The 25,352-nt window shown below is 61.5% G+C and carries 21 protein-coding genes; 13 read left to right on the forward strand and 8 right to left on the reverse strand.

Annotated elements, in window-relative coordinates; genetic code table 11:
* Nucleotides 1-70: 70 nt before the first annotated feature.
* Nucleotides 71-1,495 carry an aldehyde dehydrogenase family protein gene (locus CRO06_RS15245; protein WP_022994038.1) on the reverse strand — a complete coding sequence of 475 codons (1,425 nt, stop codon included), beginning with the start codon at nucleotides 1,493-1,495 and terminating at the stop codon, nucleotides 71-73.
* Nucleotides 1,496-1,828: 333 nt separating this feature from the next.
* On the opposite strand from CRO06_RS15245, the gene CRO06_RS15250 reads away from it, so the two are divergent.
* The 6 genes from CRO06_RS15250 (at nucleotide 1,829) to CRO06_RS15275 (ending at nucleotide 7,627) form a co-directional block, all read left to right on the forward strand.
* On the forward strand, nucleotides 1,829-2,617 hold the full coding sequence (locus CRO06_RS15250) for an SDR family NAD(P)-dependent oxidoreductase (protein WP_022994039.1): 789 nt from the start codon (nucleotides 1,829-1,831) through the stop codon (nucleotides 2,615-2,617).
* Nucleotides 2,618-2,746: 129 nt separating this feature from the next.
* Nucleotides 2,747-3,556, forward strand: coding sequence for an IclR family transcriptional regulator (locus CRO06_RS15255; protein WP_031228102.1), 810 nt, complete (start codon nucleotides 2,747-2,749; stop codon nucleotides 3,554-3,556).
* 43 nt (nucleotides 3,557-3,599) lie between these two features.
* Complete coding sequence (locus CRO06_RS15260; protein WP_022994041.1) at nucleotides 3,600-4,067, forward strand: PaaI family thioesterase; 468 nt, start codon at nucleotides 3,600-3,602, stop codon at nucleotides 4,065-4,067.
* 201 nt (nucleotides 4,068-4,268) lie between these two features.
* Nucleotides 4,269-4,970 (forward strand): response regulator, encoded by a 702-nt coding sequence (locus CRO06_RS15265; protein WP_022994042.1) that lies wholly within the window; start codon nucleotides 4,269-4,271, stop codon nucleotides 4,968-4,970.
* Between the two features lie 73 nt (nucleotides 4,971-5,043).
* Nucleotides 5,044-6,213, forward strand: coding sequence for a nitric oxide-sensing protein NosP (nosP, locus tag CRO06_RS15270; RefSeq protein WP_097058800.1), 1,170 nt, complete (start codon nucleotides 5,044-5,046; stop codon nucleotides 6,211-6,213).
* On the forward strand, nucleotides 6,206-7,627 hold the full coding sequence (locus tag CRO06_RS15275) for an ATP-binding response regulator (protein WP_097058801.1): 1,422 nt from the start codon (nucleotides 6,206-6,208) through the stop codon (nucleotides 7,625-7,627). Before nosP ends, CRO06_RS15275 begins: the two co-directional genes overlap by 8 nt.
* Before the next feature lie 65 nt (nucleotides 7,628-7,692).
* On the opposite strand, the gene CRO06_RS15280 is transcribed toward CRO06_RS15275, so the two are convergent.
* The 3 genes from CRO06_RS15280 to CRO06_RS15290 all read right to left on the reverse strand — a co-directional run bounded on the left by CRO06_RS15280 (nucleotide 7,693) and on the right by CRO06_RS15290 (nucleotide 10,841).
* A complete protein-coding gene (locus tag CRO06_RS15280) occupies nucleotides 7,693-8,244 on the reverse strand; it encodes a rhodanese-like domain-containing protein (protein ID WP_022994045.1) in 552 nt (183 codons plus the stop codon).
* Nucleotide 8,245: 1 nt separating this feature from the next.
* A complete protein-coding gene (locus tag CRO06_RS15285) occupies nucleotides 8,246-8,920 on the reverse strand; it encodes a pentapeptide repeat-containing protein (RefSeq protein WP_097058802.1) in 675 nt (224 codons plus the stop codon).
* A 100-nt stretch (nucleotides 8,921-9,020) separates the two neighbouring features.
* Nucleotides 9,021-10,841: a methanol/ethanol family PQQ-dependent dehydrogenase gene (locus CRO06_RS15290; protein WP_097058819.1), complete on the reverse strand. Its 1,821-nt coding sequence runs from the start codon at nucleotides 10,839-10,841 to the stop codon at nucleotides 9,021-9,023.
* A 354-nt stretch (nucleotides 10,842-11,195) separates the two neighbouring features.
* Between CRO06_RS15290 and pedF the strand changes: the two genes are divergently transcribed.
* The 5 genes from pedF (at nucleotide 11,196) to CRO06_RS15315 (ending at nucleotide 16,214) form a co-directional block, all read left to right on the forward strand.
* Entirely contained in the window at nucleotides 11,196-11,639 is a 444-nt protein-coding gene (gene pedF, locus CRO06_RS15295; RefSeq protein ID WP_026948930.1) for a cytochrome c-550 PedF, read from the forward strand.
* A gap of 28 nt (nucleotides 11,640-11,667) precedes the next feature.
* Nucleotides 11,668-12,432, forward strand: a complete 765-nt coding sequence (locus tag CRO06_RS15300) for a quinoprotein dehydrogenase-associated SoxYZ-like carrier (protein WP_022994049.1) — start codon at nucleotides 11,668-11,670, stop codon at nucleotides 12,430-12,432.
* Nucleotides 12,419-13,405, forward strand: a complete 987-nt coding sequence (locus CRO06_RS15305; RefSeq protein WP_244902841.1) for a quinoprotein relay system zinc metallohydrolase 1 — start codon at nucleotides 12,419-12,421, stop codon at nucleotides 13,403-13,405. The genes CRO06_RS15300 and CRO06_RS15305 overlap by 14 nt, the downstream gene beginning before the upstream one ends.
* Nucleotides 13,406-13,534: 129 nt before the next feature.
* The gene (exaC, locus tag CRO06_RS15310) at nucleotides 13,535-15,055 is read left to right on the forward strand and encodes an acetaldehyde dehydrogenase ExaC (protein ID WP_097058803.1); all 1,521 of its coding nucleotides are present in this window, start codon (nucleotides 13,535-13,537) and stop codon (nucleotides 15,053-15,055) included.
* Between the two features lie 175 nt (nucleotides 15,056-15,230).
* Nucleotides 15,231-16,214 (forward strand): zinc-dependent alcohol dehydrogenase family protein, encoded by a 984-nt coding sequence (locus CRO06_RS15315; protein ID WP_097058804.1) that lies wholly within the window; start codon nucleotides 15,231-15,233, stop codon nucleotides 16,212-16,214.
* Between the two features lie 183 nt (nucleotides 16,215-16,397).
* Here the strand turns inward: CRO06_RS15315 and CRO06_RS15320 are convergent, their stop codons facing one another.
* From CRO06_RS15320 to CRO06_RS15335, 4 genes are all read right to left on the reverse strand, one after another.
* A complete protein-coding gene (locus CRO06_RS15320; protein WP_022994053.1) occupies nucleotides 16,398-17,555 on the reverse strand; it encodes a porin in 1,158 nt (385 codons plus the stop codon).
* 215 nt (nucleotides 17,556-17,770) lie between these two features.
* Entirely contained in the window at nucleotides 17,771-19,228 is a 1,458-nt protein-coding gene (locus CRO06_RS15325) for an efflux transporter outer membrane subunit (protein ID WP_022994054.1), read from the reverse strand.
* The gene (locus CRO06_RS15330; protein ID WP_022994055.1) at nucleotides 19,225-22,371 is read right to left on the reverse strand and encodes an efflux RND transporter permease subunit; all 3,147 of its coding nucleotides are present in this window, start codon (nucleotides 22,369-22,371) and stop codon (nucleotides 19,225-19,227) included. The genes CRO06_RS15325 and CRO06_RS15330 overlap by 4 nt, the downstream gene beginning before the upstream one ends.
* Nucleotides 22,372-22,383: 12 nt before the next feature.
* Nucleotides 22,384-23,583 carry an efflux RND transporter periplasmic adaptor subunit gene (locus CRO06_RS15335; protein WP_022994056.1) on the reverse strand — a complete coding sequence of 400 codons (1,200 nt, stop codon included), beginning with the start codon at nucleotides 23,581-23,583 and terminating at the stop codon, nucleotides 22,384-22,386.
* 159 nt (nucleotides 23,584-23,742) lie between these two features.
* On the opposite strand from CRO06_RS15335, the gene CRO06_RS15340 reads away from it, so the two are divergent.
* Both CRO06_RS15340 and CRO06_RS15345 read left to right on the forward strand, forming a co-directional pair.
* Nucleotides 23,743-24,390, forward strand: coding sequence for a TetR family transcriptional regulator (locus CRO06_RS15340; protein WP_022994057.1), 648 nt, complete (start codon nucleotides 23,743-23,745; stop codon nucleotides 24,388-24,390).
* 153 nt (nucleotides 24,391-24,543) lie between these two features.
* Nucleotides 24,544-25,308, forward strand: coding sequence for an SDR family NAD(P)-dependent oxidoreductase (locus CRO06_RS15345; RefSeq protein ID WP_097058805.1), 765 nt, complete (start codon nucleotides 24,544-24,546; stop codon nucleotides 25,306-25,308).
* The last annotated feature ends 44 nt before the right edge of the window (nucleotides 25,309-25,352 follow it).

Genomic DNA, 25,352 nt, shown 5'->3' on the forward strand with positions numbered 1-25,352 from the left:
TTCATACAAGGTCACTCATACAGAGTCCCCCCATATAAAGAAAGGACCACGATCCAACTGCGCTTGGGTATTACAGCATGATGGATTTCACCTCGGTGAACTCCTCCAGGCCGTGGCTGCCCCATTCACGGCCGACGCCGGAGTGCTTGTAGCCGCCGAACGGCGCGTTGAGGTCCAGTTGAGCTCCGTTCAGATGCACCATGCCGGTACGCAGACGGCGGGCGATGGCGGCGGCCTCGTCCTTGTCGGCGGCGTAGACATAGCCGGACAGTCCATAGTCGGAGTCGTTGGCGATGGCCACCGCCTCGTCGATGGTGTTGTAGGGCAGCATGGTCAGCACCGGCCCGAAGATTTCCTCACGGGCGATGGTCATCTGATTGTTCACTTCGCTGAACACAGTGGGGCGGGCGAAGTAGCCTTGCTCCAGACCTTCCGGTTTGCCCGGGCCGCCGCAAACCAGCTTGGCGCCTTCATCAATGCCGCGCTGGATCAGCGTTTGCACTCGCTCGAACTGGCGGGCGTTGGCGATGGGCCCCATCTGCGTATCCTTCTCGGCGGAAGGGCCCACCTTGATGGAGGCGCATACCTTGGCGGCGATCTCCTCGGCCTGGGCCAGTTTGTCCGCCGGCACCAGCATGCGGGACGGTGCGTTACAGCTCTGTCCGGTGTTGGTCATCATTGACATGACGCCATGGGTGACCGCTTTTTCCAGATCACAGTCAGGGGTCAGAATGTTGGCGGATTTGCCGCCCAGTTCCAGGGACACCTTCTTGAAAGAATCGGCGGCTTCACGGCTCACCGACGCCCCGGCACGGGTGGAGCCGGTCAGGGACACCATATCCACGCGCGGATCGGAGGAGAGCATCGGGCCGATCTCGGCGCCGTCACCATAGATCATGTTGAAGACGCCAGCGGGCACTCCGGCTTCGTCCATGATTTCGGCGAATACGCAGGCCGACAGCGGCGCGAACTCGCTGGGTTTGAGAATCATGGTGCAGCCGGCGGCGATGGCCGGGCCGACCTTGCAGGTGACCTGGTTCATGGGCCAGTTCCAGGGCGTGATCATGGACACCACGCCGGCCGGCTCATGCCGGATCAGGGTTTTGCCGGTGTTGGTTTCGAATTCGAAATTCCGTGCCACTTCCAGAGCAGTGGCCAGGTGGCCGAGACCGGTGGGGGCCTGCACCTTGGCGGCCAGGCCGTGGCGTGGCGCGCCCATTTCCCGGCTGATGGCGTCGGCCATGTCGTCCAGGCGGCGTTTGTAGGCGGCCAGGATTTTTTCCAGCAGCGCCAGACGCTCTTCCACCGGAGTGGCGGCGAAGTCGTCGAACGCGTCGCGCGCGGCCTGGATGGCACGGTCGGTGTCGCTTTTGCCAGCCAGATACAGAGTGCCCTCGGAGGCCTCGGTAGCGGGGTTGATGACGGGGTATTCCCGGGCGTCGTCGCCGGGTTTTACCCAGGCGCCATTAATATAAAACCGAGCCAGATTCTCCATGAGAGTGCTCCTTGTTATTTGGTGGTATACAGTTATTCAGAGGACAGGGGCAATACAATGCCCCCGGGGCGGCCAGAGGGTCAAAACAAATTAATGAAACACTATTCCAAAATGTTGACCGGCCGGCCCGCTCATGTCATCTTCCTGGAAAACGACAATCCAAGGAACCCCCAACGCAACAGGGAATCGGTCTCGACCCGGTGACGATTTCACCCGACACCGCCTTTTACCCGGACGCTCCCAATCAGAACCGCTCCGCTGACCCTGTTTCAGCCCTGGCGTTGCGTCGTGGTCTCCACCACCCCGGTTCCGAATAACAAACGAGGAGAGTGTATGAACCGTTTCGATCAGAAGACCGTCTTGATCACCGGTGCCGCCAGTGGCATTGGCCGTGCCGCCGCCTTGCGTTTCGCCGAGGAAGGCGCGCGCCTGGTGCTGGTGGACCGTAACCTGGCCGGCCTCGAGGAAACCCGGGCGGCGCTGCCCGCCGGCACCGAGGCCACGTTGCGTGAAGTGAACGTGGCCGACGAGCAGGCGGTGAAGACGCTGGTGGATGACATCGCCGCTTCCCATGGTGGCATCCAGGTTCTGATCAATAACGCCGGCACCGCCGGTAACGATCACTCTCCGGTGACCGACAACAACACCGACAACTGGAACACCATCCTTTCCGTGAATCTGCTCGGTCCCATGTTCTTTATCCGCGCGGTGGCGCCTTATATGAAAGAGCAGGGCGGCGGTGCCATCGTCAATACCGCCTCGGTGGCGGGCATTCGCTCCGGCGCTGGCGGGAACGCCTACAGCGCTTCCAAGGCCGGCGTGATCAACCTGACCAAAACCACCGCCTGTGATCTGGGCGGCTATAACGTTCGCGTCAACGCGGTCTGCCCGGGGTTGATCGAGACCGGCATGACCAAGCCGGTATTCGATTACGCCCGCGAAAACAACAAAGAGGAAAAGCTGGGCAGCCGTTGCGAACTGCGCCGCTATGGGCGCCCTTCCGAAATCGCCGCCGCCATGGCGTTCCTGGCCAGCGACGACGCCAGTTACGTCACCGGTCAGGCGTTGGCGGTGGACGGTGGTAATACCGCCTCGTTGAACCTGCCTGGTATGAAAGTCTGATTGACGCGGGTACCGGGCTAGTCTGGTATATTTGGCGCTTTTATCGACAACTATAAGATTCATTCATAAAGAAAGAGCGGGATAAACCCGCTCGCCATAATCCCGAAGCCTGACCGAGGAAAGAACACAATGCGACGAGCCCCTATGGGTAAAGAGGCCCAGTCGGCGGAGAAAGACCGGAATTTCGTCACCGCCCTGGCGCGGGGACTGGAAATCCTGCGCTGTTTCGGTCCCTCCGACGATTACCTGGGTAACGCGGAGCTGGCCAAACGCACCAATATTCCCCGTCCCACGGTATCGCGGATGACCGCCACCCTGACGCAACTGGGCTACCTGCGTTATGTGGAGCGGCTGGAGAAGTACCGGCTTGGCCCCGGCGTGCTGGATTTGGGCTACCGCTATCTGGCCGGCGAAGGCGTCCGTGATATCGCCCGACCGTTCATGCAGGACCTGGCCGACGCCACCGATTGCATGGTGGCGATCGCCGCCCCCAATGGTCCGTGGATGAGCTACATCCAGGTGTGCCAGGGCAGTGGGCCGCTGGTACTGCGATTGACCGTGGGATCACGGGTGCCGATGGCGGGGTCGGCGGTGGGCCGGGCCTATCTGGCCGGTCTCTCCGAAGAGGATCGCGCCACTCATCACCGTTTGATCCGCGAGCACGATCCGGAAGGCTGGCCGGAGTGGGAGAAAGGGCTGGAGCGGGCTTATCGCGAATATGAAGAATACGGTTTCTGCACCTCCGATGGGGAATGGAACCGCGATATCAGCGCCGTCGGGGTTCCCCTGGTGCTGGATAACGACTCCACCGTGATCCCGTTCAATTGCGGCGGTTCCTCGCTGCGCTTGAGCCGGCGGATTCTGGTGGAAAATCTCGGCCCCCGGCTCAAGGAGCTGGTGGGACAAGTCAAGGAAATGTTGCAGGGCCGGGACGTGTGATGGGCGGTGATCCGACCCCGCGTCCGGTCCGGGAGAGTAATGAGTGAGCAGTAGTTTGACGCCGGACGCGGTGCCGGCCCTGAACCAGGCCGCGGAAAAATTCAAACACGGGTTTCTGGGCACCATTGGCTTCCATTTTCTGGAGTGGGAAGAAGACCGGGTGGTGCTGGGGCTCAATGTGGTGGAGAAACACCTCAATCTGGGCAATGTGATTCACGGCGGTGTGCTGGCCACGTTGCTGGACGTGTCCGGAGCCTGTTCCGGCACCTATTGCCCCTATCCGGGGCGGGTGCGCAAGGCGCTGACCCTGTCGCTGACCACTACCTTCACCGGTCAGGCCGGTCCCGGTCTGGTGCGCGCCATCGGGGTGAAGCGGGCCGGCGGCAACCGCATCTTCAACTCGTCCATGGAAGTGCTGGATGCCAACGACCGGTTGCTGGCATTCGGTGAAGGGACTTTCCGCCTGCGTGGCGGCTCCGAGGATCCCAAGGGCGTGGTGGTGGATTACTGAGGCAAGCCCGTGATTTCCTCGCCGGCGTTCCGCTAATCCTTAAGTCGCGTCCTTATAGTACTTTCGGCTAATTCCCTCATTTGATGGCGAGGCCCGTCAAAACCCTGTGCTATGCTCGATGGTATAAGTGTCCCTGGCCGGCGGCGACGCCGCGGGCGGGGACTCCGACCTTGGACCGATTGAGGCAGGAGCGGAACCCCCATGTATCAGGTTCTGGTTGCCGACGATCATCCGCTGTTTCGTGAAGCCATCGCCCGCGTCATCGACGATGGTTTCCCCGGCACCACATTGCTGGAAGCATCGGATCTGGATTCCACGCTGCGCCTGGTGGCCGACAACGACGACCTGGACCTGGTGCTGCTGGATATCCACATGCCGGGTATGCAGGGGCTCAGTGGCCTGGTGCGGCTGCGCAACGAATTTCCCACGGTACCGGCGGTGATCGTCTCGGCGGAAGAAGAAAAAAGCGTTATTTTGCAATGCATCACTTATGGCGCGGTGGGTTTCATTACCAAATCCTCGCCCCGCAAACAGATGATTCAGGCGCTGCGGCAGATTCTTGACGGCTCGGTGTATCTGCCTTCGCATATTATCCGGGCGGAAGGGGCCGGGGCGGCAATGGGGCGCTATGACCCCTCATTCCTGCCGGCGTTGCTGGAGACACTGACCCGCAAACAGTTGCAGGTGTTCGAGCGCATGGCCCAGGGCGAATCCAACAAGGTCATCGCCTATAAGCTCAATATCGCCGAGAGTACCGTCAAGGCTCACGTTTCGGCGATACTGCGCAAGCTCGGCGCCACCAATCGCGTGCAGGCGATCCTGTCCGCCAGTGATATCGATTTTTCCGCCTATCTGAAAGCGCCTTCGGTAACGGCGCGGGATTCGGCGGTGAGTCCCCGGTAGCCTCGGCCGCCGGGAACGCATGAACCGGGTAACGAAAGCCGGGTAAATAACAACAAGTATCCGGGAGTAGACCATGACCGCTGCCCCGCCACAGGCGGTGTTGACCGCCTACAGCGACGCCCGCGACGAACAGGTGGCGGCGCGCCAGATCGCTGAGAGTCTGATTCATCCCAATCTGGGATTCGTGCTGTTTTTTTGCTCCATCGAGTACGATCTGGACCGCCTCGCCGGTGCTCTGAACGGCGAATTCCAGAATTTGCCCCTATGTGGCTGTACCTCCGCCGGGGAAATCACCGCCCGTGGTTATGATCGCAATACACTGGTGGCGATCGGCTTCGATGCCCGCTTTTTCTCCGCCGGCCATCATTTGATCGAGCACATGGACGGCTTCGGCCTGCTCGACGCCCAGCAACTCACCGATGGTCTGCTGACACAATGCCGGGAGCGGGCCCAGGGCCTGACGCCCGACGAGAACAATACCTTTGTATTGACGTTGCTCGATGGGCTGTCGGTGAACGAGGAGATCGTCATCGCCACGCTGAATGCGGCACTGGGATCGATTCCCAGCTTCGGCGGCTCCGCCGGCGATGACTATCGTCTGGCGCAAACTTATGTCTACTGCGATGGCCGTTTCTACAGCGACGCCGCCATCGTCGTGATGATCAGCACGGCGCTGGATTTCGAGGTTTTCAGCACTCACCATCTGCACCCATCCACGCCCAAGCTGGTGGTCACCGCCGCCGATGCCGAACGACGGGTGGTGCACGAACTGGACGCGGAACCGGCGGCACTGGCCTATGCCCGTCTGGTCGGGGTGCCGGTGGAACAGCTCGATGATGTGGTATTCGCCCGCTACCCGCTGGCGGTACGCATCAACGATCACTACTACGCCCGCGCCATTCAAAAGGCTAATCGGGACATGAGCTTGTCGTTCTATTGCGCGGTGGAGAACGGCATCGTGCTTACCGCCATGCGCAATGCCTCGCTGCACGACAATCTCACCAATACGCTGGATGACATTGAGTCGCGGCTCGGGCCGCCCTGGGTGGTGATCGGCTGTGATTGCTGTCTGCGCCGGGCGGAACTGGAGGCCGATGAGGAGATTCCCCAGGCTTCGGAGCTGTTGCGCCAGCACCGGGTGGTGGGGTTCTGCACCTATGGCGAGCAATATAACGGCATGCACATCAATCACACCCTGACCGGCGTGGTGATTGGGCGAAAGATTGGCGCCGGTAATGGCTGACACCAGCAAAGATTCCGACAACGCCCGCCAGTCCCCCTGGGATCTGCACGAGGCGCGTCTGATGGCGGAGAATGCCCGCCTCCGGCGGATCTGCGATGCTCTGATCGAACGCGTGGAGGGCAGCGGCATGGCCCCCACCGCCCCCTATGCGGCGTTTCAGCATTCCGTGGTCCTGGCCCAGCAGGTGCGTGAGCGCACCCAGGCGCTGCGCGAAACCAACCGCCAACTGATGGCGGAGATCGAGGAGCGCCGCCGGGTGGAGCAGCGGTTGCGAGAGGCCACCGATAAAGCGGAGCAGGCCAATCTGTCGAAAACCAAATTCGTGGCGGCGGTCAGTCATGATCTGATGCAGCCGCTCAATGCCGCCCGTCTGTTCACCAGCGCCTTGCAGGAAGACTCCGATGAACGGGCGTCGCCGATGTTGAATCATATCGACACCGCGCTGCGCGATCTGGAATCGCTGATCACCACCTTGTCCGATGCCTCGAAACTGGATGCCGGGGTGGTCACCGCGGAAACCATGGCGTTCCCGTTAAGCCAGTTGCTGGATGTGCTGGCGGAAGAATTCAGACAGATGGCGGCGCTGAAAGGGCTCCGTTTCCGCTATGTGCCCACCTCCCTGGTGGTGCGTTCGGATCCACAACTGCTCAGCCGTATCATGCGCAACCTGCTCTCCAACGCCATCCGTTACACCGACAGTGGCACGGTGCTGCTGGGGTGCCGTCGCCGTGGCGCCGAAGTGGAGGTGTGGGTGGCGGACACGGGCATTGGCATCGGCCAGGATCAGATTGGTTCCATCTTCCAGGAGTTCAAGCGCGGCAAGAGGGCGGTGGAGTATCACGAGCGCGGTCTGGGGCTGGGGCTATCCATCGTGGAAAAGATCAGCCGTATTCTCGAGCATCCGTTGTCGGTGACATCACGGGAAAACCAGGGTTCCCGGTTCCTGCTGCGATTGCCCGTGACCACTTTGAGTCAGGCCGGCCAGCAGGCCCTGGCGCAGTCCTCGGAGGAGCGTTCCGCTTTGACCGGCTTGCGGGTCTGGGTGGTGGACAACGACAGAGCCATCTGCGCCGGTATGCGCACCTTACTGGAACAGTGGGGCTGCCAGGTGGTGGCGGCGGAATCCCTGCCGGAACTGCGCCAGCAGGTGGATGTTGGCGCGGGGGATGCTCAGGTGTTGATCATGGATTACCATCTGGACCCGGACACCGACGATGGCTTGACCGTCGCCGGACAGATCAACGCGGCACGCAGCGAACCCTTACCGGTGATCATGCTCACCGCCGACCGTGAACAGGAACTGAAGCAGCGCTGCGCCACCCACGGCTATATGTTGCTGTATAAGCCGGTAAAACCGATGAAGCTGAAGCTGGCGCTACAGCATGTTCTGGTCGGTAGAGGGCCTGGCTCCTGAAAAAGCCACTACGAAGCCGCTGCCTTTGAGTTCAGCAAAGCGAAGACGCCAAGGGCGGGGCCGTGTCAGGGGTTCCCGTCCCCAACAACCGGCTCCGGCCGTACCGCTTCCACCTTGCCGCCGGCTTCCCGCCAACCGTCCACGCCATTGCGATACCAATACACCGAAGTGTAGCCATCGGCCGCGATACGTTTCGCCACATTCCAGGACAACCAGCAATCCGCACGGCAGAAAAACACCAGAGCGCGATCCCTGTTGTCTTCCGTGACCTGTTGCAGATGCCGATACAGATAGTCCCGCCAGCGTTTCTCCAGCGGTGTGTTACCGGTGTTGGGTAACCAGATTGCTCCGGGTAGTGTCCAATGCGGAGTGTCCTGCAAAAAACCGCCGTTGGCGTAACCGACATTGTAGACGTCGATCAGCACCGCATCCGGGTTGGCCGACAGCATCTCTTTCAGCGCTTCGGTATTCAGCGTTACCGCGCCTTCCACCACCTTCGGAGTAGGGGAACGGTAGGGCGGTAGGCGATAACCTTCGGCATTGAAGCTGCCGTCGTCGCCGAAGGCGGGCAGCACGACGGCAGCGACGAGCAATGTGAGCAGAAGGCGCCGGATCATGTCACCAGTCCCGCGGGCAGCCGCTGCAGTTCTTCATGTAAGTGCCCTGAAAGTTGGTGAAGCGCAGCCGCGCGCCGGTGACATCGGCGCCTTCCAGAGTGGATAGGTTCAACTTGGTTTCCTGCAGGTTGGCATCGCGCAGATCCGCGTTTTGCAGTTTTGACTTGTTCATCCAGGCCATTTCCAGATTGGCGGCGCGCAGTGTGGCGCGTTGCCAACTGGCCCGGGTGAGACGGCCGAACTGCAGATCCGCGCCAGTGAGATCCGCGCCATCAAAGCGCGCATTCTGGGCGAACAGATTCCAGCTTTGTACCGCCACCAGCTTGGCCTGGCTCAGATTGGCCGAACGCAGGTTAGTACTGTACAGCGTGGCGCGTGTCAGATCGGCGCCGCTCAGATCGGCGCGCTCCAGATTGGCGCCGCGCAGATCAGTATGACGCAGATCAGCGCCGCGCAGATTGGCGTTGCTGAAATCGGCGCCGCGTAAATCCAGGTTGGCAAGATCGGCGCCGGAAAGGTCCGCGCCGGGACAATGGGTCTGGGCTTCAAGAACGCAGCCGTTGTGTTCCGGCGGCGCCCACAGGTCGTCTTCGGCGGCGCGCGGGGCTTTACCCAACGTCATTGCGCCGGCGACCACCAGAAGGCTGCTGAGCAGAAGTTTGGATCGCAGTGCCATGAGATGCTCCCAGGGCCCGGCTTGCGCCGGGCCGGTGTTATTGTTGTGGTACGGGAACGGCGCCCGCGGGCGCCGCTCCCTGTCGCGCTGACGGGTGTTGTTATTTCTTCGCCATGTCCTTGGCGAAGCTGGGCAGTTTGAACACCCAGAAGGAACCGCCCTGGGAGACCGGCCGGGTCAGTTCCGCCATATCGCCGCCCCACAGCGGTACCGCGCCACCGTAGCCGGCGGTCACGCCGATGTACTGCTCGCCGTCCATTTCCCAGGTGATCGGCGGGGAGATAATCCCGGTGCCCACCTGGAACTTCCACAGCTCCTTGCCGCTCTTGGCGTCGAAGGCCTTGAAGTAGCCATCGCCGGTACCGGTGAACACCAGGTTGCCCTTGGTGGCCAGTACCCCGGCCCACAACGGCATTTCTTCCTTATGCTGCCAGACCACCTTGCCGGTCTTCGGATCCATGGCGCGCAGAATACCGACGTGATCATCGAACAGGCGCTTGATGCGGAAGCCCATGCCCAGATACGCGGATCCCGGGGTGTATTCCACCTCCTCGGTCCAGTAGTCCTCTTTCCAGTGGTTGGCGGGCACATAGAACAAGCCCGTGTCCTGGCTGTAGGCCATCGGGTTCCAGTTCTTGCCGCCGAGGAATGGCGGTGACACTTCCACCACTTCGGAGCGGGTTTCACCCTTCTTCAGGCGTGCCGGCCGCTGGCCTTTGTTCTCGATCGGACGGCCGGTTTTCAAGTCGATGCCCTTGGCCCAGGTGATACCGTCGACGAATGGGAACGCGTTCAACAGTTTGCCGTTGGCCCGGTCGGTGACGTAGAAGAACCCGTTACGGTCGGCGTGAGCGCCGGCCTTGTGGAGCTTGCCTTTCTTGTCGACGTAATCGAACAGCACGATCTCGTTGTTACCGGAGAAATCCCAGGTGTCGTTGGGTGTGTGCTGATAGAACCACTTGATCTCGCCGGTAGTCGGATCCACGCCAACCTGACCGGAGGTGTAGAGGCTGTCGTAGTCCTTGGGATCGCCGTCGGGCGCGGTGCGGGCCCAGCCATTCCAGGGCGCCGGGTTGCCCGCGCCGATAACGATGGTATTGGTTTGCGGATCGAAAGTGGCGCTCTGCCAGGGGGCGCCGCCGCCGTGACTCCAGGCCTTGGCCTTGCCGGTTTCGGTGTTGGGATCGTCCGGCCAGGACGGCGCGCGCGGATCACCGCTGGGCGTACTCTCCTTGCCATTGAGGCGGCCCATGTGGCCTTCCACGAACGGCCGCATCCAGATTTCCTCACCGGTATCCGGGTCGCGAGCGAACAGCCGGCCGACCACGCCGAACTCATCACCGGAAGAGCCGTGGATCAACAGAACTTTTCCGGTTTTCTGATCCTTAACGATGGTCGGAGCGCCGGTCATGGTGTAACCCACTTTGTGGTCAGCGAACTTTTTGCGCCAGACCACTTTGCCGGTGTCCTTGTTCAGCGCCACCATGCTGGCATCGAGGGTGCCGAAGAAAATCTTGTCGCCATAGATGGCGGCGCCACGGTTGACCACGTCACAGCAGGGACGGATGTCGTCCGGCAGGCGATGGGCGTAGTCCCACAGCTTCTTGCCGGTGCGGGCGTCGATGGCGAATACGCGGGAATAGGAGCCGGTGACGTAGATCACGCCGTCGTGGACCAGCGCCTGGGATTCCTGTCCGCGCTGCTTCTCATCACCAAACGAGAAGGACCACGCCGGTGTCAGCATGGAGACGTTGTCGGCGTTGATGTTGTCGAGTGTGCTGTAGCGCTGAGCCTGGATGCCCAGGCCGTACATCAGGACGTCGTCGGTGGTGGCGGCATCATTGGCGATGTCTTCCCAGCTTACCGTCTTGGTGGCGGAATGCGCGGCGCCACTTACTCCGATCGTGGTGGCCCCGATCATGGTGGCCAGGGTAACCGCGCCGGCAAGGCGTTTGACCTTTCCGGAAAACGGTGCGTTGCGGCTTGTTGTTTTCATACCTGTTCCTCGGCTTGTTGGTATCGGTCGCGGAGTGTTCCCGCCCCGCTGCGGATAAAGACAGCGCTCAGAGTCTCCGAGGGCGCGATTGGCCGCTACCGACACCAGGCCGAGAAATCTAGCCAATTGGGTCTAGTACCAAGGATGTAGACAGGTTTGGTCCAAGGACGAGTAGGTCGATGGCGGACGGATCGCTAGATTGAAATGCGATGTGAGGCCTTTGAGCCGGCTTCGCGCTTTACCGCCGTATTGCAATCAGCGATCTGAAGGATCCCGACAATGACCAGAACAATGTTTATTCTCACCCTCACCTCCCTGTTGTCCCTGGCCGGTCTGGCTTGGGGGCACGGCAATGTCACGCCGCAGTCGGTCAACATCCGAGGCCTGGAAGAGCTGGGCGAGGAGTGGCGTGATACCAACCCTTACCGGGAATCGCATCCGCAACACGAACTGGCGGTGGATGTGGGCAAGTCCGCCTATAACCAGAACTGCGCCGCTTGCCATGGCCTGGAAGCGAAATCCGGCGGTATCGCTCCGGATCTGCGTGAGCTGGAAAACGGCGATTACGGTGACGAGTGGTACAAAGAGCGCGTGATCAACGGCGCCAGCCGTAACGGTCGGGTGCTGATGCCGCCGATGGCTAACTATCTCAGCCAGGAAGCGCTATGGGCGATCCGTACCTGGCTGGAAACCGTCAGCCTGGAAACCACCGGCGGCAACTGAGTATCCGGTGAACAAGGGAGGGATGGCCATGGCCGGTTACCTGCGGCCGCTGTTGGCGGTGCTGATGCTGTTTTGCGCATCCCCGGGCATCACCGCGGAAGCGCAAAAAGACCCGTTGGATTCCTTCATGTGGGAGCGCTACCGCGAACGTTTTCTCGGGGATACGCCGGTGCGTTTCGATCAGCGGGTTCGCGTTCAGGCGCCGGCCTTCGCGGAGGATTCCGGGCAGGTTCCCATTGATGTGGACGCCTCGGCTTTCAATGGCCGATTCCAACGCATGCTGCTGTGGGTGGAACTGAATCCGATCCCCCTGGTGTTCGACTACCGGCCACTGAGTGATGGTCTGGCCAACCTTTCCATCAACGTGCGTCTGGAGCAGTCCTCGGCGGTGCGGGTGGCGGTACTCAGCGATGGCGTCTGGCACGTGGGCGGCACCCGCATCGAAGGGGAGGGCGGGGGTTGTACCACGCCTGGTATCGCCAAGACCGAGGACAACTGGTCCAGGGATTTTGGCAAGATCATGGCCCGGCGTTTTGACCACGAGCCAGGCAGCCGGGTGCGAGTCAAACTGTCGCATCCCATGGACAGCGGCCTGATTCCAAGTACCCGGCCGTTTTACGTGGAACAGGTGGCGTTCATTCGTGACGGCGAACCGGCGGCGACCATGGCCTGGCAAGCCTCTGTGAGCGAAAACCCGGAGCTGGCACTGACGCTCAAGGGGGATTCCGACGCCAGCTACCGGTTCCAGGCCCGCGACAACAATGGCAATGAGTTCGACCATGCCATTCCTTGACGGCGCGGTCCGGCCCGGACTGGCGAAGATGGCGCTGTTTGTCGTGCTGGCGTTGGGGGCCGTCCTTTTACCACCTAGGTACGCGCTGGCCTTCGAGTATGAGCTGAAACCGGTGGCCGTGGCGGAGCGCACCTGGGTAGTGGAAGGGCGGCGCGAGGAACTCTCCGAGGACAATGGCGGTGATATCGCCAACGCCGCGTTCATCGCCACCGGTGATGGCGTCATCGTCATCGATACCGGCAGCACCCTGAATTATGGCCGGGCGCTGCGGGCGGCCATCGCCACCGTCACCGACCAGCCGGTGCGCTGGATTATCAACACCCATCATCACCCGGATCATGTGTTCGGCAACCAGGCCTTCGAGGGCGCGGAAATTTCCGCGCTGCCGGCCACCCGCGCCGCCCTGAAGCGGGACGCCGACAGCTTTCGCGCCACGCTTTATCAACGGCTGGGAGACGCCGTGCGCGGCACCGAAACGGTACTGCCAACCCGGTCCGTACAGCAAGGCGAGGGCCGCTTTGGCGCCTATCCGTTGCAATTGTTTGCTTTCAGCGGCCATTCCGGCGCCGACCTGGTGGTACTCGATCCCGCCACCGGGGTGTTGTTCACCGGTGATCTGGTATTCCACCGCCGGGCACCGACCACACCGCATTCCCCGGGGATTGGCATCTGGCGGGAGCAGCTCGGACAACTGCGTGCCCTGCAATTTAAGACATTGGTGCCGGGCCATGGTCCGGTGTCCCGGGACGGCTCGCCCATCGAAGAGACCCTCGACTATCTGGATTGGCTGGATGGGCGTCTCGCCGGGGGGGCGGCTCGCGGCGCCACCCGTAACGAGGTGATCCAGGCACCGTTACCGGAACGCTTCGCCGGCATGGCGCTGGTGCGTTACGAGCTGACCCGCAGTGTCAGCCATTTCTACGCCGACTATGAGGAAGCGCTGCTGTGGGCGGAACCGGATACGACCAAATAAGGGGCGAATTAGTACCTTGGTAGCATGCGGGCGTTACCGGCGCGGCACTAATCTGAATATCCAGACAGTCCGCTCGAGAGTGTGGCGGAAAAACTCAGGATCAGCATAAAAAAGCGAGGAAGTACGGCTATGATTTACGACAATCCCGGTAGTCAGGGCGCCCTGGTCTCCTTCAAGGAGCGCTACCAAAACTATATTGGCGGTGAGTGGGTGGCTCCTGTTAAGGGCCGGTACTTCGACAACATCAGTCCGGTCAATGGCAAGGTGTTCTGTCAGGTGCCCCGCTCCTCCGCCGAAGACATCGATCTGGCGCTGGACGCCGCTCACCGCGCCGCGCCGGCCTGGGCACGAACCTCGGTGGCCGAGCGCGCCAATATATTGTTGAAAATCGCCGACCGCATCGAAGGCAGCCTGGAGTCCCTGGCGGTGGCGGAAACCTGGGATAACGGCAAGGCGGTGCGCGAAACCCTCAACGCCGATATCCCTCTGACGGTGGATCACTTCCGCTATTTCGCCGGCTGTATCCGCGCCCAGGAAGGCACGCTCGCGGATATCGACGCCAACACCGTGGCCTATCATTTTCACGAGCCGTTGGGTGTGGTCGGGCAGATCATCCCCTGGAATTTCCCGATCCTCATGGCCGCCTGGAAACTGGCGCCGGCGCTGGCGGCGGGCAACTGCATTGTGCTGAAACCGGCGGAACAGACTCCGGTGTCGATTCTCAAGGTGATGGAACTGATTGGTGATCTGCTGCCGGCGGGTGTGTTGAACGTGGTCAACGGCTTTGGCGACGAAGCCGGCCAGGCTCTGGCCACCAGCAAGCGCATCGCCAAGATCGCCTTCACCGGCTCCACGCCGGTGGGCTCACACATCCTCAAATGCGCGGCGGAGAATATCATTCCCTCCACCGTGGAACTGGGCGGCAAATCGCCCAATATTTACTTCGCCGACATCCTCAATGCCGAGCCGGAATTCATCGACAAGGCGGTGGAAGGGCTGGTGCTGGCGTTTTTCAACCAGGGCGAGGTCTGCACCTGCCCGTCCCGGGCGCTGATCCAGGAAAGCATGTACGACGACTTCATGGAGCGGGTGGTGGCACGCATCGCCACGATCAAGCGTGGCAATCCGCTGGACACCGAAACCCAGGTCGGCGCTCAGGCATCCCAGGAGCAGTTCGACAAGATCATGTCCTACATGGAAGTGGCCCGCGGCGAAGGCGCCGAGTTCCTGGCCGGTGGCGATCGCGAATCCCTGGCAGGTGAACACGGCGAAGGCTTCTATATTCAGCCGACCCTGCTCAAGGGCCATAACAAGATGCGGGTATTCCAGGAGGAAATCTTCGGCCCGGTGGTGGCGGTGACCACCTTCAAGGACGAGGCGGAAGCGCTGGCGATCGCCAATGATACCGAGTTCGGTCTCGGTGCCGGGGTCTGGAGCCGGGATATCAACGTGGCGTTCCGCATGGGCCGCGGTATTCAGGCCGGCCGGGTCTGGACCAACTGCTATCATGCCTATCCGGCCCACGCCGCCTTTGGCGGTTACAAGAAATCCGGTATCGGCCGGGAAACCCACAAGATGATCCTGGATCACTACCAACAGACCAAGAACCTTCTGGTCAGCTACGACGTAAACCCGCTTGGCTTCTTCTGAAGCCAACGGATAAGCCGGCGGAAGGGGAAGGGGATACGTTCTCCCGACCTCTCCGCCGGTGCCGCCGCTTTTCCTGTCCATCCCCCCCCTCTACCGTTGCTTGATTGCGATCAAGGCCCCCGCTTGCACTACACTGGATCATGGGTGTGGTATTCCAATAACAGCGGAGGTTCCCATGCGAGCCATGAGCTTGCGAAAGATCGGCGGACCGCTCGAATTGATCGATTGCCCGGCAGCCCGTCCCGGCACCGGCGAGCTGCGCCTTCAGGTCGAAGCCTGCGGTGTCTGCCGCACCGATCTGCACGTGGTGGACGGCGAGTTGACGGGGGGCAAGCTCCCTTTGATTCCCGGCCACGAAATCGTCGGTCGGGTGGTGGAATTGGGGCCGGGCGGCAGCAGGTTTTCTCTGGGGCAGCGCGTTGGTATTCCCTGGCTTGGACACAGCTGTGGACGATGCCGCTATTGCGAAGCGGGCCAGGAGAATCTTTGTGACACGCCCGGGTTCACCGGTTACACCCTTGACGGAGGTTACGCCGAACATTGCGTGGCCTCACAGGACTATGCTTTTGCCTTGCCGGAAGAACCCGATCCCGTCAGCCTGGCGCCGTTGCTGTGTGCCGGCCTGATTGGCTACCGCTCCTATCGAATGGCCGGGGAGGCGCCGCGTTTGGGGCTCTACGGTTTCGGCGCGGCGGCGCACATCCTGACCCAGCTTGCTTGCTGGCAGGGACGTGAGATCTACGCGTTTACCCGTCCTGGCGATACCGTCGCTCAGGCGTTCGCGCGGGAAACGGGGGCAGCCTGGGCCGGTGGATCAGATCAAGCGCCACCGGTGGAACTGGACGCGGCCATTCTTTTCGCTCCGGTGGGCGCTTTGGTGCCCCTGGCTCTGCGCGCGGTGCGCAAAGGCGGCGTGGTGGTCTGTGGCGGCATTCATATGAGCGATATTCCGAGGTTTCCCTACGCTGATTTATGGGGTGAACGAGTGATCCGTTCCGTTGCCAATCTGACCCGGGAAGATGGCGAGCAGTTTCTGCGCCTTGCCTCGCAGGCGGGTATCGAGGTCGCGACCCGGACCTATCGGCTGGATGAGGCCAACGAGGCGCTGGACGATCTTCGCGCCGGCCGTCTCACCGGCGCGGCGGTGTTGGTGCCATGAGCAGGAAGCCGCTGGGCAGCTTGCCTGCAAGCGAGTAGCAACGCCGGAGGAGCGGAATTGGCCAGCAAGCCAGCGCCCACGGCGGCCTTGTAGCTGTCTCCGAAATTATACCCACGGCGCTGATAAAAAAGGCCGCCCCAAGGGCGGCCAAATGGCACAGTGGAATGGATCCGCTCAGCGGATCTACCAGGAGAGTGCGGCCCCCACTGCCAGGGTATCGGTGGATTCAATCTCGCCGGCCTGTTTGTCATCAATTTCGAAGCGGCTGAAATTACCCAGCAGTTTCAGATTGTCATTGACCGCGTAACTGAGCAGCACGGCTTTGTTTTCGTAGTCAGCTTCACCGCCAAGAAGATTGCCATCGTCCTCGCTACGGCCGTAGGACAGGGCCAGCCGGAATTTATCGATCTGCTGGCCGATTTGCAGCAGGTACCCCTTGCTGTCGATCTCCTTCAGGTTAGCTTGCCCCAGGTTGTTGGAGAACAGGGGATGCATACCCTCGGCATTGAAGCCCGAAGCGGTGAGGGAGGTGTCGCCGAGTTTGGCCTGAACCCCATAGCCCAGCCCCCGCGAGGTCACATCCTCGACACTACCGTCGGTGTTTTCCGAGGTCTGATAGGCGCCATTAACCCAGGCGTACAGTTCAGTGGCGCCGAGGCTGGTCTGGTAGCTTACTTCCGTTTCGAAACGCGGTGCTGATTGGTAGGCCTTGCCGGCTCCGCCGACTTCGTTGCTGTCATAGGGATCGAGAACACCCACGGCGACTTTCAGGGCATGTTGTTGTGGGCTGCGGTAAGTGATCTGCGCGCTGGGGAAAGGGTAGGGATAACCGGTGCCGATATTGCCAAAGGACACACCGCTACCGTCCATCAGGCCGAGGGTATCGCTGGCCTGGCCGAAACCCGACAACAGTTCGTCGCGGAGAATGTTGGAACGGGCGAACAGACCAAAGTCCTTACCGATCAACACCTGGCCCCAACCGCCGTCGATGGTGCCATAAAACTGGCGCACATCGATGCCGGTTTCGGTGCCGTTGGTTTCACTGTCGTTGATGGTGACCCAGAACGAGGAGCGGGCCCCGAGTTTCAGGTCGCCGACCTGGCGGGAAAAATTGAAGCCGATCCAGTTCGGCAAGAATCCCATTTTCACCCGGGACTGGCGCCGGTCGAACTGATCACCGGGGCGGTCCACGTCGTTGTGTACGTAGAAGGCATTGATGTAGCCATCGGTGGAAAAAGTGGTCCGATTGTCATCGTGCAGTTTGATTTCCGCCTGGGCGCCGGCACCGGCAAGGGATGCCAGCAGGGCGCAGGTAAGGGGCAGCCTTTTGTTGTTGTGCATGGTTCGCTCCATGTTTTTTGCGTCGTTCGGAGCGGGCAGTATGGAAAGTGGCGGGCGGCTGCGAATCCCGCTTTGGTCGGGAAGGCGTCTTAAGACCGTGGTGACCTGATGGGTGGCACGAAAGTCGTGCGCGGGGGATTGGTTCAGGAACTAGAACGAAGAGAGAAGGGAACAGGCAAGGAAAGGCCCGGCGCGTTCGCGCCGGGCAAGTACGCTCAACCTTGTGTGCCGGAGGTGTCGCTGTCTTCCTGCTCCGGAGCGGTGTTGATCACAGTGGCCTGATCTTCCAGCCAGCCGCCGCCCAGGGCCCGATACAGAGTGATCTGATTTGCGAGCTTGCTGAGGGTGATCGACACCAGTTCCTGACGGGCGGTAAGCAGACTGCGCTGCGCGTCCAGCACCGCCAGGTAGTCGTCCGCGCCCAGCTCGTAGCGTTGCTGGGACAGTTCCAGTGAGCGGCGGGTGGCGTCCACCAGGGCCTGCTGGGCGATTTCCTGTTCCAACAGAGTCTCCCGGGCCACCAGCGCATCCGAGACTTCCTGGAAGGCGGTCTGGATGGTTTGTTCATAGGTGGCGACGCTCTGGTCCCGGCGCACTTCCGCCACGTCCAGGCTGGCGCGGTTGCGTCCGCCAGTGAAGATTGGCAGGGAAATACTCGGTGAGAACGACCAACTGCGTGAGCCGCTCTCGAACAATCCGTCCAGTTCGGCACTGCTGGTACCAAAGGTCCCGGTCAGGGAGATGCTCGGGAAGAACGCCGCCCGCGCCGCGCCGATGTTGGCGTTGGCCGCACGCAGCAAGTGCTCCGCGCGGATGATATCCGGGCGTGCCAGCAGCACGTTGGAGGACAGCCCGGAAGGCACATCCGACAATTCCACCAGCCCGGAGGCCTCCAGATTATCGTTGGGCAGAGGTGGCAGCGGCGCGCCGACCAGGGTGGCCAGGGCGTTACGGTCCTGGGCCACCAGACGGGCGAAGCGGGCACGATTGGCGCGGGCGGTTTCCAGCGCGGTCTGCGCCTGACGCAGTTCCAGCTCGGAGCCGACACCCAGGTCGAAACGGCGCTGGGTCAGGTCCAGGGACGACCGATAGGCCTCCATGGTCTCCTCGCTGATGCGCAGGTTCTCCCGGTCCGCCACCAATGTCAGATAGGCGTTGGCCACTTCCGATACCAGTGTGATATGGGCGCTGCGTTGGGCTTCCTCGCTGGCCAGATAATTCTGCAAGGCGGCGTCCTTGAGACTGCGCACCCGGCCGAACAGATCCAGCTCGTAGGCGGAGATGCCCACATTGGCGCCGTACTGGCTCTGCACCTGACTCTCGCCGGTGTTGCTCAGGTCACCGGGCACCCGTTGCCGGGTGCCGGTGCCGTTCAGGCCGATATCGGGAAACAGATCGGCACGCTGAATCCGATACTGGGCGCGCAACTCTTCCACATCCAGCATGGCCAGCCGCAGATCCCGGTTGTTGGCCAGGGCGGTCTGGATCAGCTGTTGCAGTTCCGGTTCGGCGAAGAAATCCCGCCAGCCGGGCAGAGTGACCTGCGTGGCGTCGGCGCCTTCACGGAACTGATCCGGCACCGGGGACGGGGGCTGTTCATAACTGGGCGCCAGCGTACAGCCACTCAGGGCCAGAGCGACGGCCAACGCCATGGAAGCGGGTTTCAATGTCATCCGCGGGTCTCCTCGGACGGCTCGTTACGGTCGCCTTTGCCGTTCAACGGCACGCCGGACAGTTTACGAACCACCACGTAGAACAAAGGAATAAAGAAAATGGCCAGGGCGGTGGCGGTGAACATGCCGCCAAACACACTGGTACCGATGGCGTTTCGGGCGCCGGAGCCGGCACCGCTGCTCAGCATCAGTGGTGTCACCCCGAGCATGAACGCCATGGAGGTCATCAGGATCGGACGCAGCCGCATGCGTGTGGCCTCCAGCGTGGCTTTCCACAACGAGTAGCCCTGGTCCTCCAGATCCTTGGCGAACTCGGCGATCAGAATCGCGTTCTTCGCCGATAGCCCGATGGTGGTGAGCAGACCAACCTGGAAGAAGACGTCATTTTCCAGGCCCCGGCCCAGCGAGAACAGGACCGCGCCGATCACACCCAGCGGCACCACCAGCATCACCGCGAACGGTATCGACCAGCTCTCATACAGGGCGGCGAGACACAGGAACACCACGATCAGTGACAGGGCATACAGCGCCGGCGCCTGGTTGCCGGACTGGCGTTCCTGGTAGGACAGTCCGGTCCATTCGTAGCCGAAGCCCTCCGGCAGATTCGCCGCCAGACCTTCCAGCGCGGTCATGGCGTCACCGGTACTGAAGCCGGGGCTGGCGTTGCCCTGGATGTTCACCGAGGAGACACCATTGTAGCGTTGCAACTGTTGCGGACCGTATTGCCAGTCGCCGGTGGCGAAGCTGGAGAAGGGCACCATCTGGTTATCGCTGTTGCGCACGTACCAGGTGCCGATATCCTCCGGCAGCATGCGGTCTTCCGCGTCACCCTGGACGTAGACCCGCTTGATCCGTCCGCGATCGAGGAAGTCGTTGACGTAGGTGGAGCCCCAGGCCACCGACATGGTGTTATTGATGTCGGCGATGGAGACGCCCATGGACTGCGCCTTCAGATGATCCACGTCGACCTTGTACTGCGGCGCGTCGGGCAGGCCGTTGTAACGCACCTGTACCATCGATGGATCCTGGTTGGCCTGACCAAGCAACTGGCCCATGGCCTGGTTGAGCGCGTCATGGCCGAGGCCGCCACGGTCCTGGAGCTGGAAGTTGAAACCGCTGGCCACCCCGAGAGCGGGGATTGACGGCGGGTTCAAGGCGAAAATGATCGCCTCGCGAATGCCACCAAAGTAACCCATGGCGCGGCCGATGATCTGGTCAATGCCATTGGTGCTGAGATCACGATCCTCCCAGTCCCGCAGACGGACGAACGCGATGCCCGAGTTCTGGCCACGACCGGCGAAGCTGAAGCCGGCCACGGTGAAGATGGATTGCACCGCGTCCTTTTCTTCCTCCAGGAAGTAATGCTCCATTTTCTTCAGTACTTCGATGGTCTGCTCCTGGGTGGACCCGACCGGCAGCTGTACCTGCGCCAGCATGATGCCCTGGTCCTCTTCCGGCAGGAAGGCGGTGGGCAAGCGGGTGAAGGTGAACGCCAGCACCGCCACCACGGCCACATAGATCAACAGGTAGCGGCCACGGCGGCCGAGGATTTTCTCCACCTTGTTGTGATAGCCATGGCTGGCACGGTCGAAGTTACGGTTGAACCAGCCGAAGAAGCCTTTCTTGTCCTCATGGGAGGCGTCCTGCTGCTTGAGCATGCTGGCGCACAACGCCGGCGTCAGGATCAGTGCCACCAGTACCGACAACACCATGGCCGAAACGATGGTGATGGAGAACTGGCGATAGATGGCGCCGGTGGAACCGGGGAAGAACGCCATGGGAATGAACACCGCGGACAGCACCAGGGCGATACCAACCAGCGCGCCGGTGATCTGGCCCATGGATTTGCGCGTGGCTTCACGGGGAGGCAAACCCTCTTCCGCCATCACCCGTTCCACGTTTTCCACCACCACGATGGCGTCGTCCACCAACAGACCGATGGCCAGCACCATGCCGAACATGGTCAGAGTGTTGATCGAGAAGCCGAAGGCGAACAGCACCGCGAAGGTCCCCAGCAGCACCACCGGCACGGCGATGGTGGGGATCAGCGTGGCGCGGAAATTCTGCAGGAACAGGTACATCACCAGGAACACCAGCAGAATCCCTTCAAACAAGGTCTTCACCACCTCCATGATGGAAATTTCCACGAACGGTGTGGTGTCGTAGGGGAAATCCATCTGCATGTCTTCGGGGAAGAACTGGCTCAGATCGTTGAGCGTGGACTTCACCCGTTCGGCGGTATCCAGGGCGTTGGCGCCGGTGGCCAGGTTGATCCCCAGGCCGGTGGCGGAGGTGCCGTTGTAGCGCCCGGTGATATCGTAGCTTTCCTTGCCGAACTCGATATTGGCGACATCCTTGAGGCGTACCTGGGAGCCGTCGTCGTTGACGCGCAGCAGAATCCGCCCGAACTCCTCGGGGGTTTGCAGCAAGGTCTGCACGATGATGGAGGCACTCAACTGCTGGCCTTCCACCGCCGGGTTACCGCCGATCTGACCGCCGGTGATCTGGTTGTTCTGTACCGTGATCGCCTGGGTGACATCCCCCGCGGTCAGGCCGAACTCGGTCATCTTCTGGGAGTCGAGCCAGACGCGCATGGCGTATTGGGTACCGAACAACTGGGTGGTACCGACGCCCTGCACCCGGCTGATCGGATCCTGGATGTTGGCCGCCACATAGTCGGCGAGGGCGGCGTTATCCAGTTCACCGGATTTGGAATTGAACGCCACCACCATCAGGAAGGTGTCGGAGGACTTGCTCACCTGCACCCCCTGCTGCTGCACCACCTGGGGCAGGCGCGGGGTGGCCAGTTGCAGTTTGTTCTGCACCTGGACCTGGGCGATATCCGGGTCGGTACCGGCGGCGAAGGTCAGGATGATCTGCGCGTTGCCGGAGGAATCACTGGTGGAGGACATGTACAGCAGGTTATCGATACCGTTCATCTGCTGCTCGATGACCTGCGTCACCGAATCTTCCACGGCTTTCGCCGAGGCCCCGGGGTAGGTGGCCTCGATGGTGACTTCCGGCGGTGCCACGGTGGGGTACTGTTCCACCGGCAAAGTATTGATCGCCAGGGCGCCCGCCATCATCAGAACGATGGCGATCACCCAGGCGAAAATGGGTCGATCAATAAAGAAGTTGGCCATGTTGCTCCCCGATTACTCGGCGTTGGCGTTGTTCGGGCCGTTGTCCTGGGCCTGGGTTTGCTGCGCTTGCTGTTGTTGCGCCTCGACGTCCACACCTTCCACCGGCATTCCGGGGCCGATTTTCTGCAGGCCGTCGACGATCAGTTTGTCGCCGGCGGCGAGGCCGTCGCCGATCAACCAGCGGTTACCCACCGTGCGCACGGTTTCCACCTGACGTTTTTCCACCGTGTTGTTGTCGCCGATGACCAGGGCGCTGGCGGTGCCTTGCGGATCACGGGTGACCGCCTTCTGCGGTACCAGGATGGCGTTGTCGCGTTGTCCCTGGGGCAGTTTGGCGCGCACGAACAGACCGGGCAGCAGGTCGCCGTCGGGATTGGGGAACAGGGCGCGCAGGGTGATCGAGCCGGTGCTCTCATCCACGGCATATTCGGAGAACTGCAGCGTCCCGTTCTGGCCGTACTCGGTGCCGTCTTCCAGCACCAGCGTGACGCGCGCCTTGTCCTCGCCGACCTGTTCCAACTGCCCGCTTTCCATGGCCACGCGCAGTTGGCGTAACTCTCGGGCGGATTGGGTGAGGTCCACATAGATCGGATCCAACTGGCGAATGGTGGCCAGCGCCTCGCTCTGGTTGGCGGTGACCAGGGCGCCGGCGGTGACGCTGGAGCGGCCGATACGTCCGGAAATCGGCGCCTTGACGCTGGCGTAGTCCAGGTTCAGGCGGGCGGTTTCCACCGCGGCCTGGGCGGCGGCGATCTGCGCCTTGTTGGTGGCCAGACTGGCCTGGGCGTTATCGTATTCCTGACGGCTCACCGCGTTTGCTTCCACCAGTTTCTTATAGCGCTCGGCCAGCAACCGGTTGGACTCCAGGGTGGCGCGGGCGCTGGCCAGATCCGCTTGGGCGCTGGCGAGTGCCGCCTTGAACTGGCGATCGTCGATGCGATAGAGCACCTGTCCGACCTCAACTTCGGCGCCTTCCTCGAACAGACGCTCCTTGATAATGCCGCTTACCTGAGGGCGGATCTCCGCCACCTCGTAGGGAGTGGTGCGGCCGGGCAGTTCGTTGACGACGGTGTAAGGTTCCGGTTTAACCGTGATAAAACCCACCTGCGCCGCGCCGCCGGCACCTTGCTGCTGAGGCGTGTCGTTTCCGCAGGCGGTCAGGGCGAGGGCAAAAAAGAAAAGGACAGAAAAATGGACCGATCGTGCGCGCATAGAAACCTCGGTTTCCTATGAAAATCAATGAATTTTGGTTGCTTCCGTTACGGCGAGAAAGCGCGGATACCCGATAATTGCACAAAAGCGAAAAGAGTATACATACATTCGTAGATGTATGTATAGTTCTCCCTCCAGCGAGATCACAGGAGTCCGGCCATGAGGCGCACCAAGGCGGAAGCTCAGGAGACCCGTGAGCAGATACTCGACGCGGCGGAGCGCGTCTTTCATGAAAAGGGCGTATCGAGGACCTCCTTGAATGACATCGCCGGCGCCGCGGGGTTCACTCGTGGTGCCATTTATTGGCACTTCAAAAACAAACATGATGTTTTTGCCGCCATGTTGGAGCGAAAGCGTTTGCCGCTCGAGGCTTTGGCGCAGCGGGCGGAGCACCCTGAAGAGAAGGATCCGCTGGGGCGTTTGCGGGAATTCCTGATCTACGTGCTCTGTGAAACCGTCCGTGATCCGAGCCGTCGGCGGGTATTGGAGATCATATTCCAAAAATGTGAATTTACTGTGGAAACTGATCCTCTGATGACCCGCCAGAAGGAATCCTTCCTGGAAGCCTCCAAATCCATGCGAATCATCCTTGGCCGTGCCATTGAGCGCGGGCAACTGCCCGAAAGCCTGAACATCGAGCGTGCCGTGACCTTGCTGCATGTGCAAGTGTGCGGCCTTCTTTATGTCTGGTTGCTGGTGCCGGAGACCTTTGATCTCGAGCAGGAAGCGGCCCATCATGTGGACTGCTATCTGAATACACTGAAATTGTGCCCCTCCATTTCCGGATGCCCGGATTCTCCTTCTTGATTCTTCCTTCTGATTTCGAAACGTGGTTCCGAAATAATTGACGCGATCAGGGGCGCATGTCACATTCTGTGCCCTCCCGAAGGGACAGGTCCGTGAATCCCGGCCTGTGATTACGGTGCCCGCCGCTACCGCCAACGGAACAGGAGAATAACGATGAGTAAACTGTTTGATCTCACGGGAAAAGTCGCTCTGATCACCGGCTCCACCCGGGGTATCGGTAAAGCCATCGCCGAGGAAATGGCCCGCGCCGGCGCCAAGGTGGTGATCTCCAGCCGCAAGCCGGAGCCTTGCCATGAGGTGTGCGAGGCGATCAAGGCGGAAGGTCACGAGGCCATCGCCGTGCCCTGTAACGTGGGCCGCAAGGACGATTTGATGAACCTGGTGGATGAAACCCTGGCCGCCTTTGGCAAGATCGATATTCTGGTCTGTAACGCCGCCACCAATCCGGTTTACGGCCCTACCGCGGAAGTCAGCGACGAGGCCTGGGACAAGATTCTCGACACCAACGTCAAGGGCACTTTCTGGCTGTGCAACCGGGTGCTGCCGATCATGGCCGAGAACGGCGGTGGTAATGTGGTGATTATTTCCAGCATCGCCGGATTGCGCGGTAACGCCGTGATTGGCACCTACGGCGTCTCCAAGGCGGCGGAAGCGGCTCTGGCCCGTAACCTGGCGGTGGAGTGGGGACCAAAGAATATTCGTGTCAACGCCATTGCTCCGGGGCTGGTGCGCACCGATTTCGCCAAGGCTCTGGTGGAAGATCCGGTTCGCCGTCAGCGTGCCGAGGAGCGCACGCCGGTGCGTCGTATCGGCGATCCGGTGGATATCGCCGGGGTGGCGTTGTTCCTGTCCAGTGCCGGCAGTGCTTACGTAACCGGCCAGACCATCGTGGCGGACGGTGGCGAGACCATTTGTTGATGGCCGCGGGCGCGCCGCATTTGCTTTTGCGGACCGCGACCGGC

The sequence above is a fragment of the Alloalcanivorax xenomutans genome, assembly GCF_900217905.1.
GTDB lineage: Bacteria > Pseudomonadota > Gammaproteobacteria > Pseudomonadales > Alcanivoracaceae > Alloalcanivorax > Alloalcanivorax xenomutans.

Bases quoted from the DNA above. Each gene is read 5' to 3' on its own strand.
- CRO06_RS15250 (WP_022994039.1), top strand. From the start codon at position 1,829: ATGAACCGTTTCGATCAGAAGACCGTCTTGATCACCGGTGCCGCCAGT.
- CRO06_RS15345 (WP_097058805.1), top strand. From the start codon at position 24,544: ATGAGTAAACTGTTTGATCTCACGGGAAAAGTCGCTCTGATCACCGGC.
- CRO06_RS15320 (WP_022994053.1), bottom strand. From the start codon at position 17,555: ATGCACAACAACAAAAGGCTGCCCCTTACCTGCGCCCTGCTGGCATCC.
- CRO06_RS15340 (WP_022994057.1), top strand. From the start codon at position 23,743: ATGAGGCGCACCAAGGCGGAAGCTCAGGAGACCCGTGAGCAGATACTC.
- CRO06_RS15335 (WP_022994056.1), bottom strand. From the start codon at position 23,583: ATGCGCGCACGATCGGTCCATTTTTCTGTCCTTTTCTTTTTTGCCCTC.
- CRO06_RS15305 (WP_244902841.1), top strand. From the start codon at position 12,419: ATGCCATTCCTTGACGGCGCGGTCCGGCCCGGACTGGCGAAGATGGCG.
- CRO06_RS15265 (WP_022994042.1), top strand. From the start codon at position 4,269: ATGTATCAGGTTCTGGTTGCCGACGATCATCCGCTGTTTCGTGAAGCC.
- exaC (WP_097058803.1), top strand. From the start codon at position 13,535: ATGATTTACGACAATCCCGGTAGTCAGGGCGCCCTGGTCTCCTTCAAG.
- CRO06_RS15255 (WP_031228102.1), top strand. From the start codon at position 2,747: ATGCGACGAGCCCCTATGGGTAAAGAGGCCCAGTCGGCGGAGAAAGAC.
- CRO06_RS15290 (WP_097058819.1), bottom strand. From the start codon at position 10,841: ATGATCGGGGCCACCACGATCGGAGTAAGTGGCGCCGCGCATTCCGCC.
- CRO06_RS15285 (WP_097058802.1), bottom strand. From the start codon at position 8,920: ATGGCACTGCGATCCAAACTTCTGCTCAGCAGCCTTCTGGTGGTCGCC.
- pedF (WP_026948930.1), top strand. From the start codon at position 11,196: ATGACCAGAACAATGTTTATTCTCACCCTCACCTCCCTGTTGTCCCTG.
- CRO06_RS15315 (WP_097058804.1), top strand. From the start codon at position 15,231: ATGCGAGCCATGAGCTTGCGAAAGATCGGCGGACCGCTCGAATTGATC.
- CRO06_RS15245 (WP_022994038.1), bottom strand. From the start codon at position 1,495: ATGGAGAATCTGGCTCGGTTTTATATTAATGGCGCCTGGGTAAAACCC.
- CRO06_RS15275 (WP_097058801.1), top strand. From the start codon at position 6,206: ATGGCTGACACCAGCAAAGATTCCGACAACGCCCGCCAGTCCCCCTGG.
- nosP (WP_097058800.1), top strand. From the start codon at position 5,044: ATGACCGCTGCCCCGCCACAGGCGGTGTTGACCGCCTACAGCGACGCC.
- CRO06_RS15330 (WP_022994055.1), bottom strand. From the start codon at position 22,371: ATGGCCAACTTCTTTATTGATCGACCCATTTTCGCCTGGGTGATCGCC.
- CRO06_RS15300 (WP_022994049.1), top strand. From the start codon at position 11,668: ATGGCCGGTTACCTGCGGCCGCTGTTGGCGGTGCTGATGCTGTTTTGC.
- CRO06_RS15325 (WP_022994054.1), bottom strand. From the start codon at position 19,228: ATGACATTGAAACCCGCTTCCATGGCGTTGGCCGTCGCTCTGGCCCTG.
- CRO06_RS15280 (WP_022994045.1), bottom strand. From the start codon at position 8,244: ATGATCCGGCGCCTTCTGCTCACATTGCTCGTCGCTGCCGTCGTGCTG.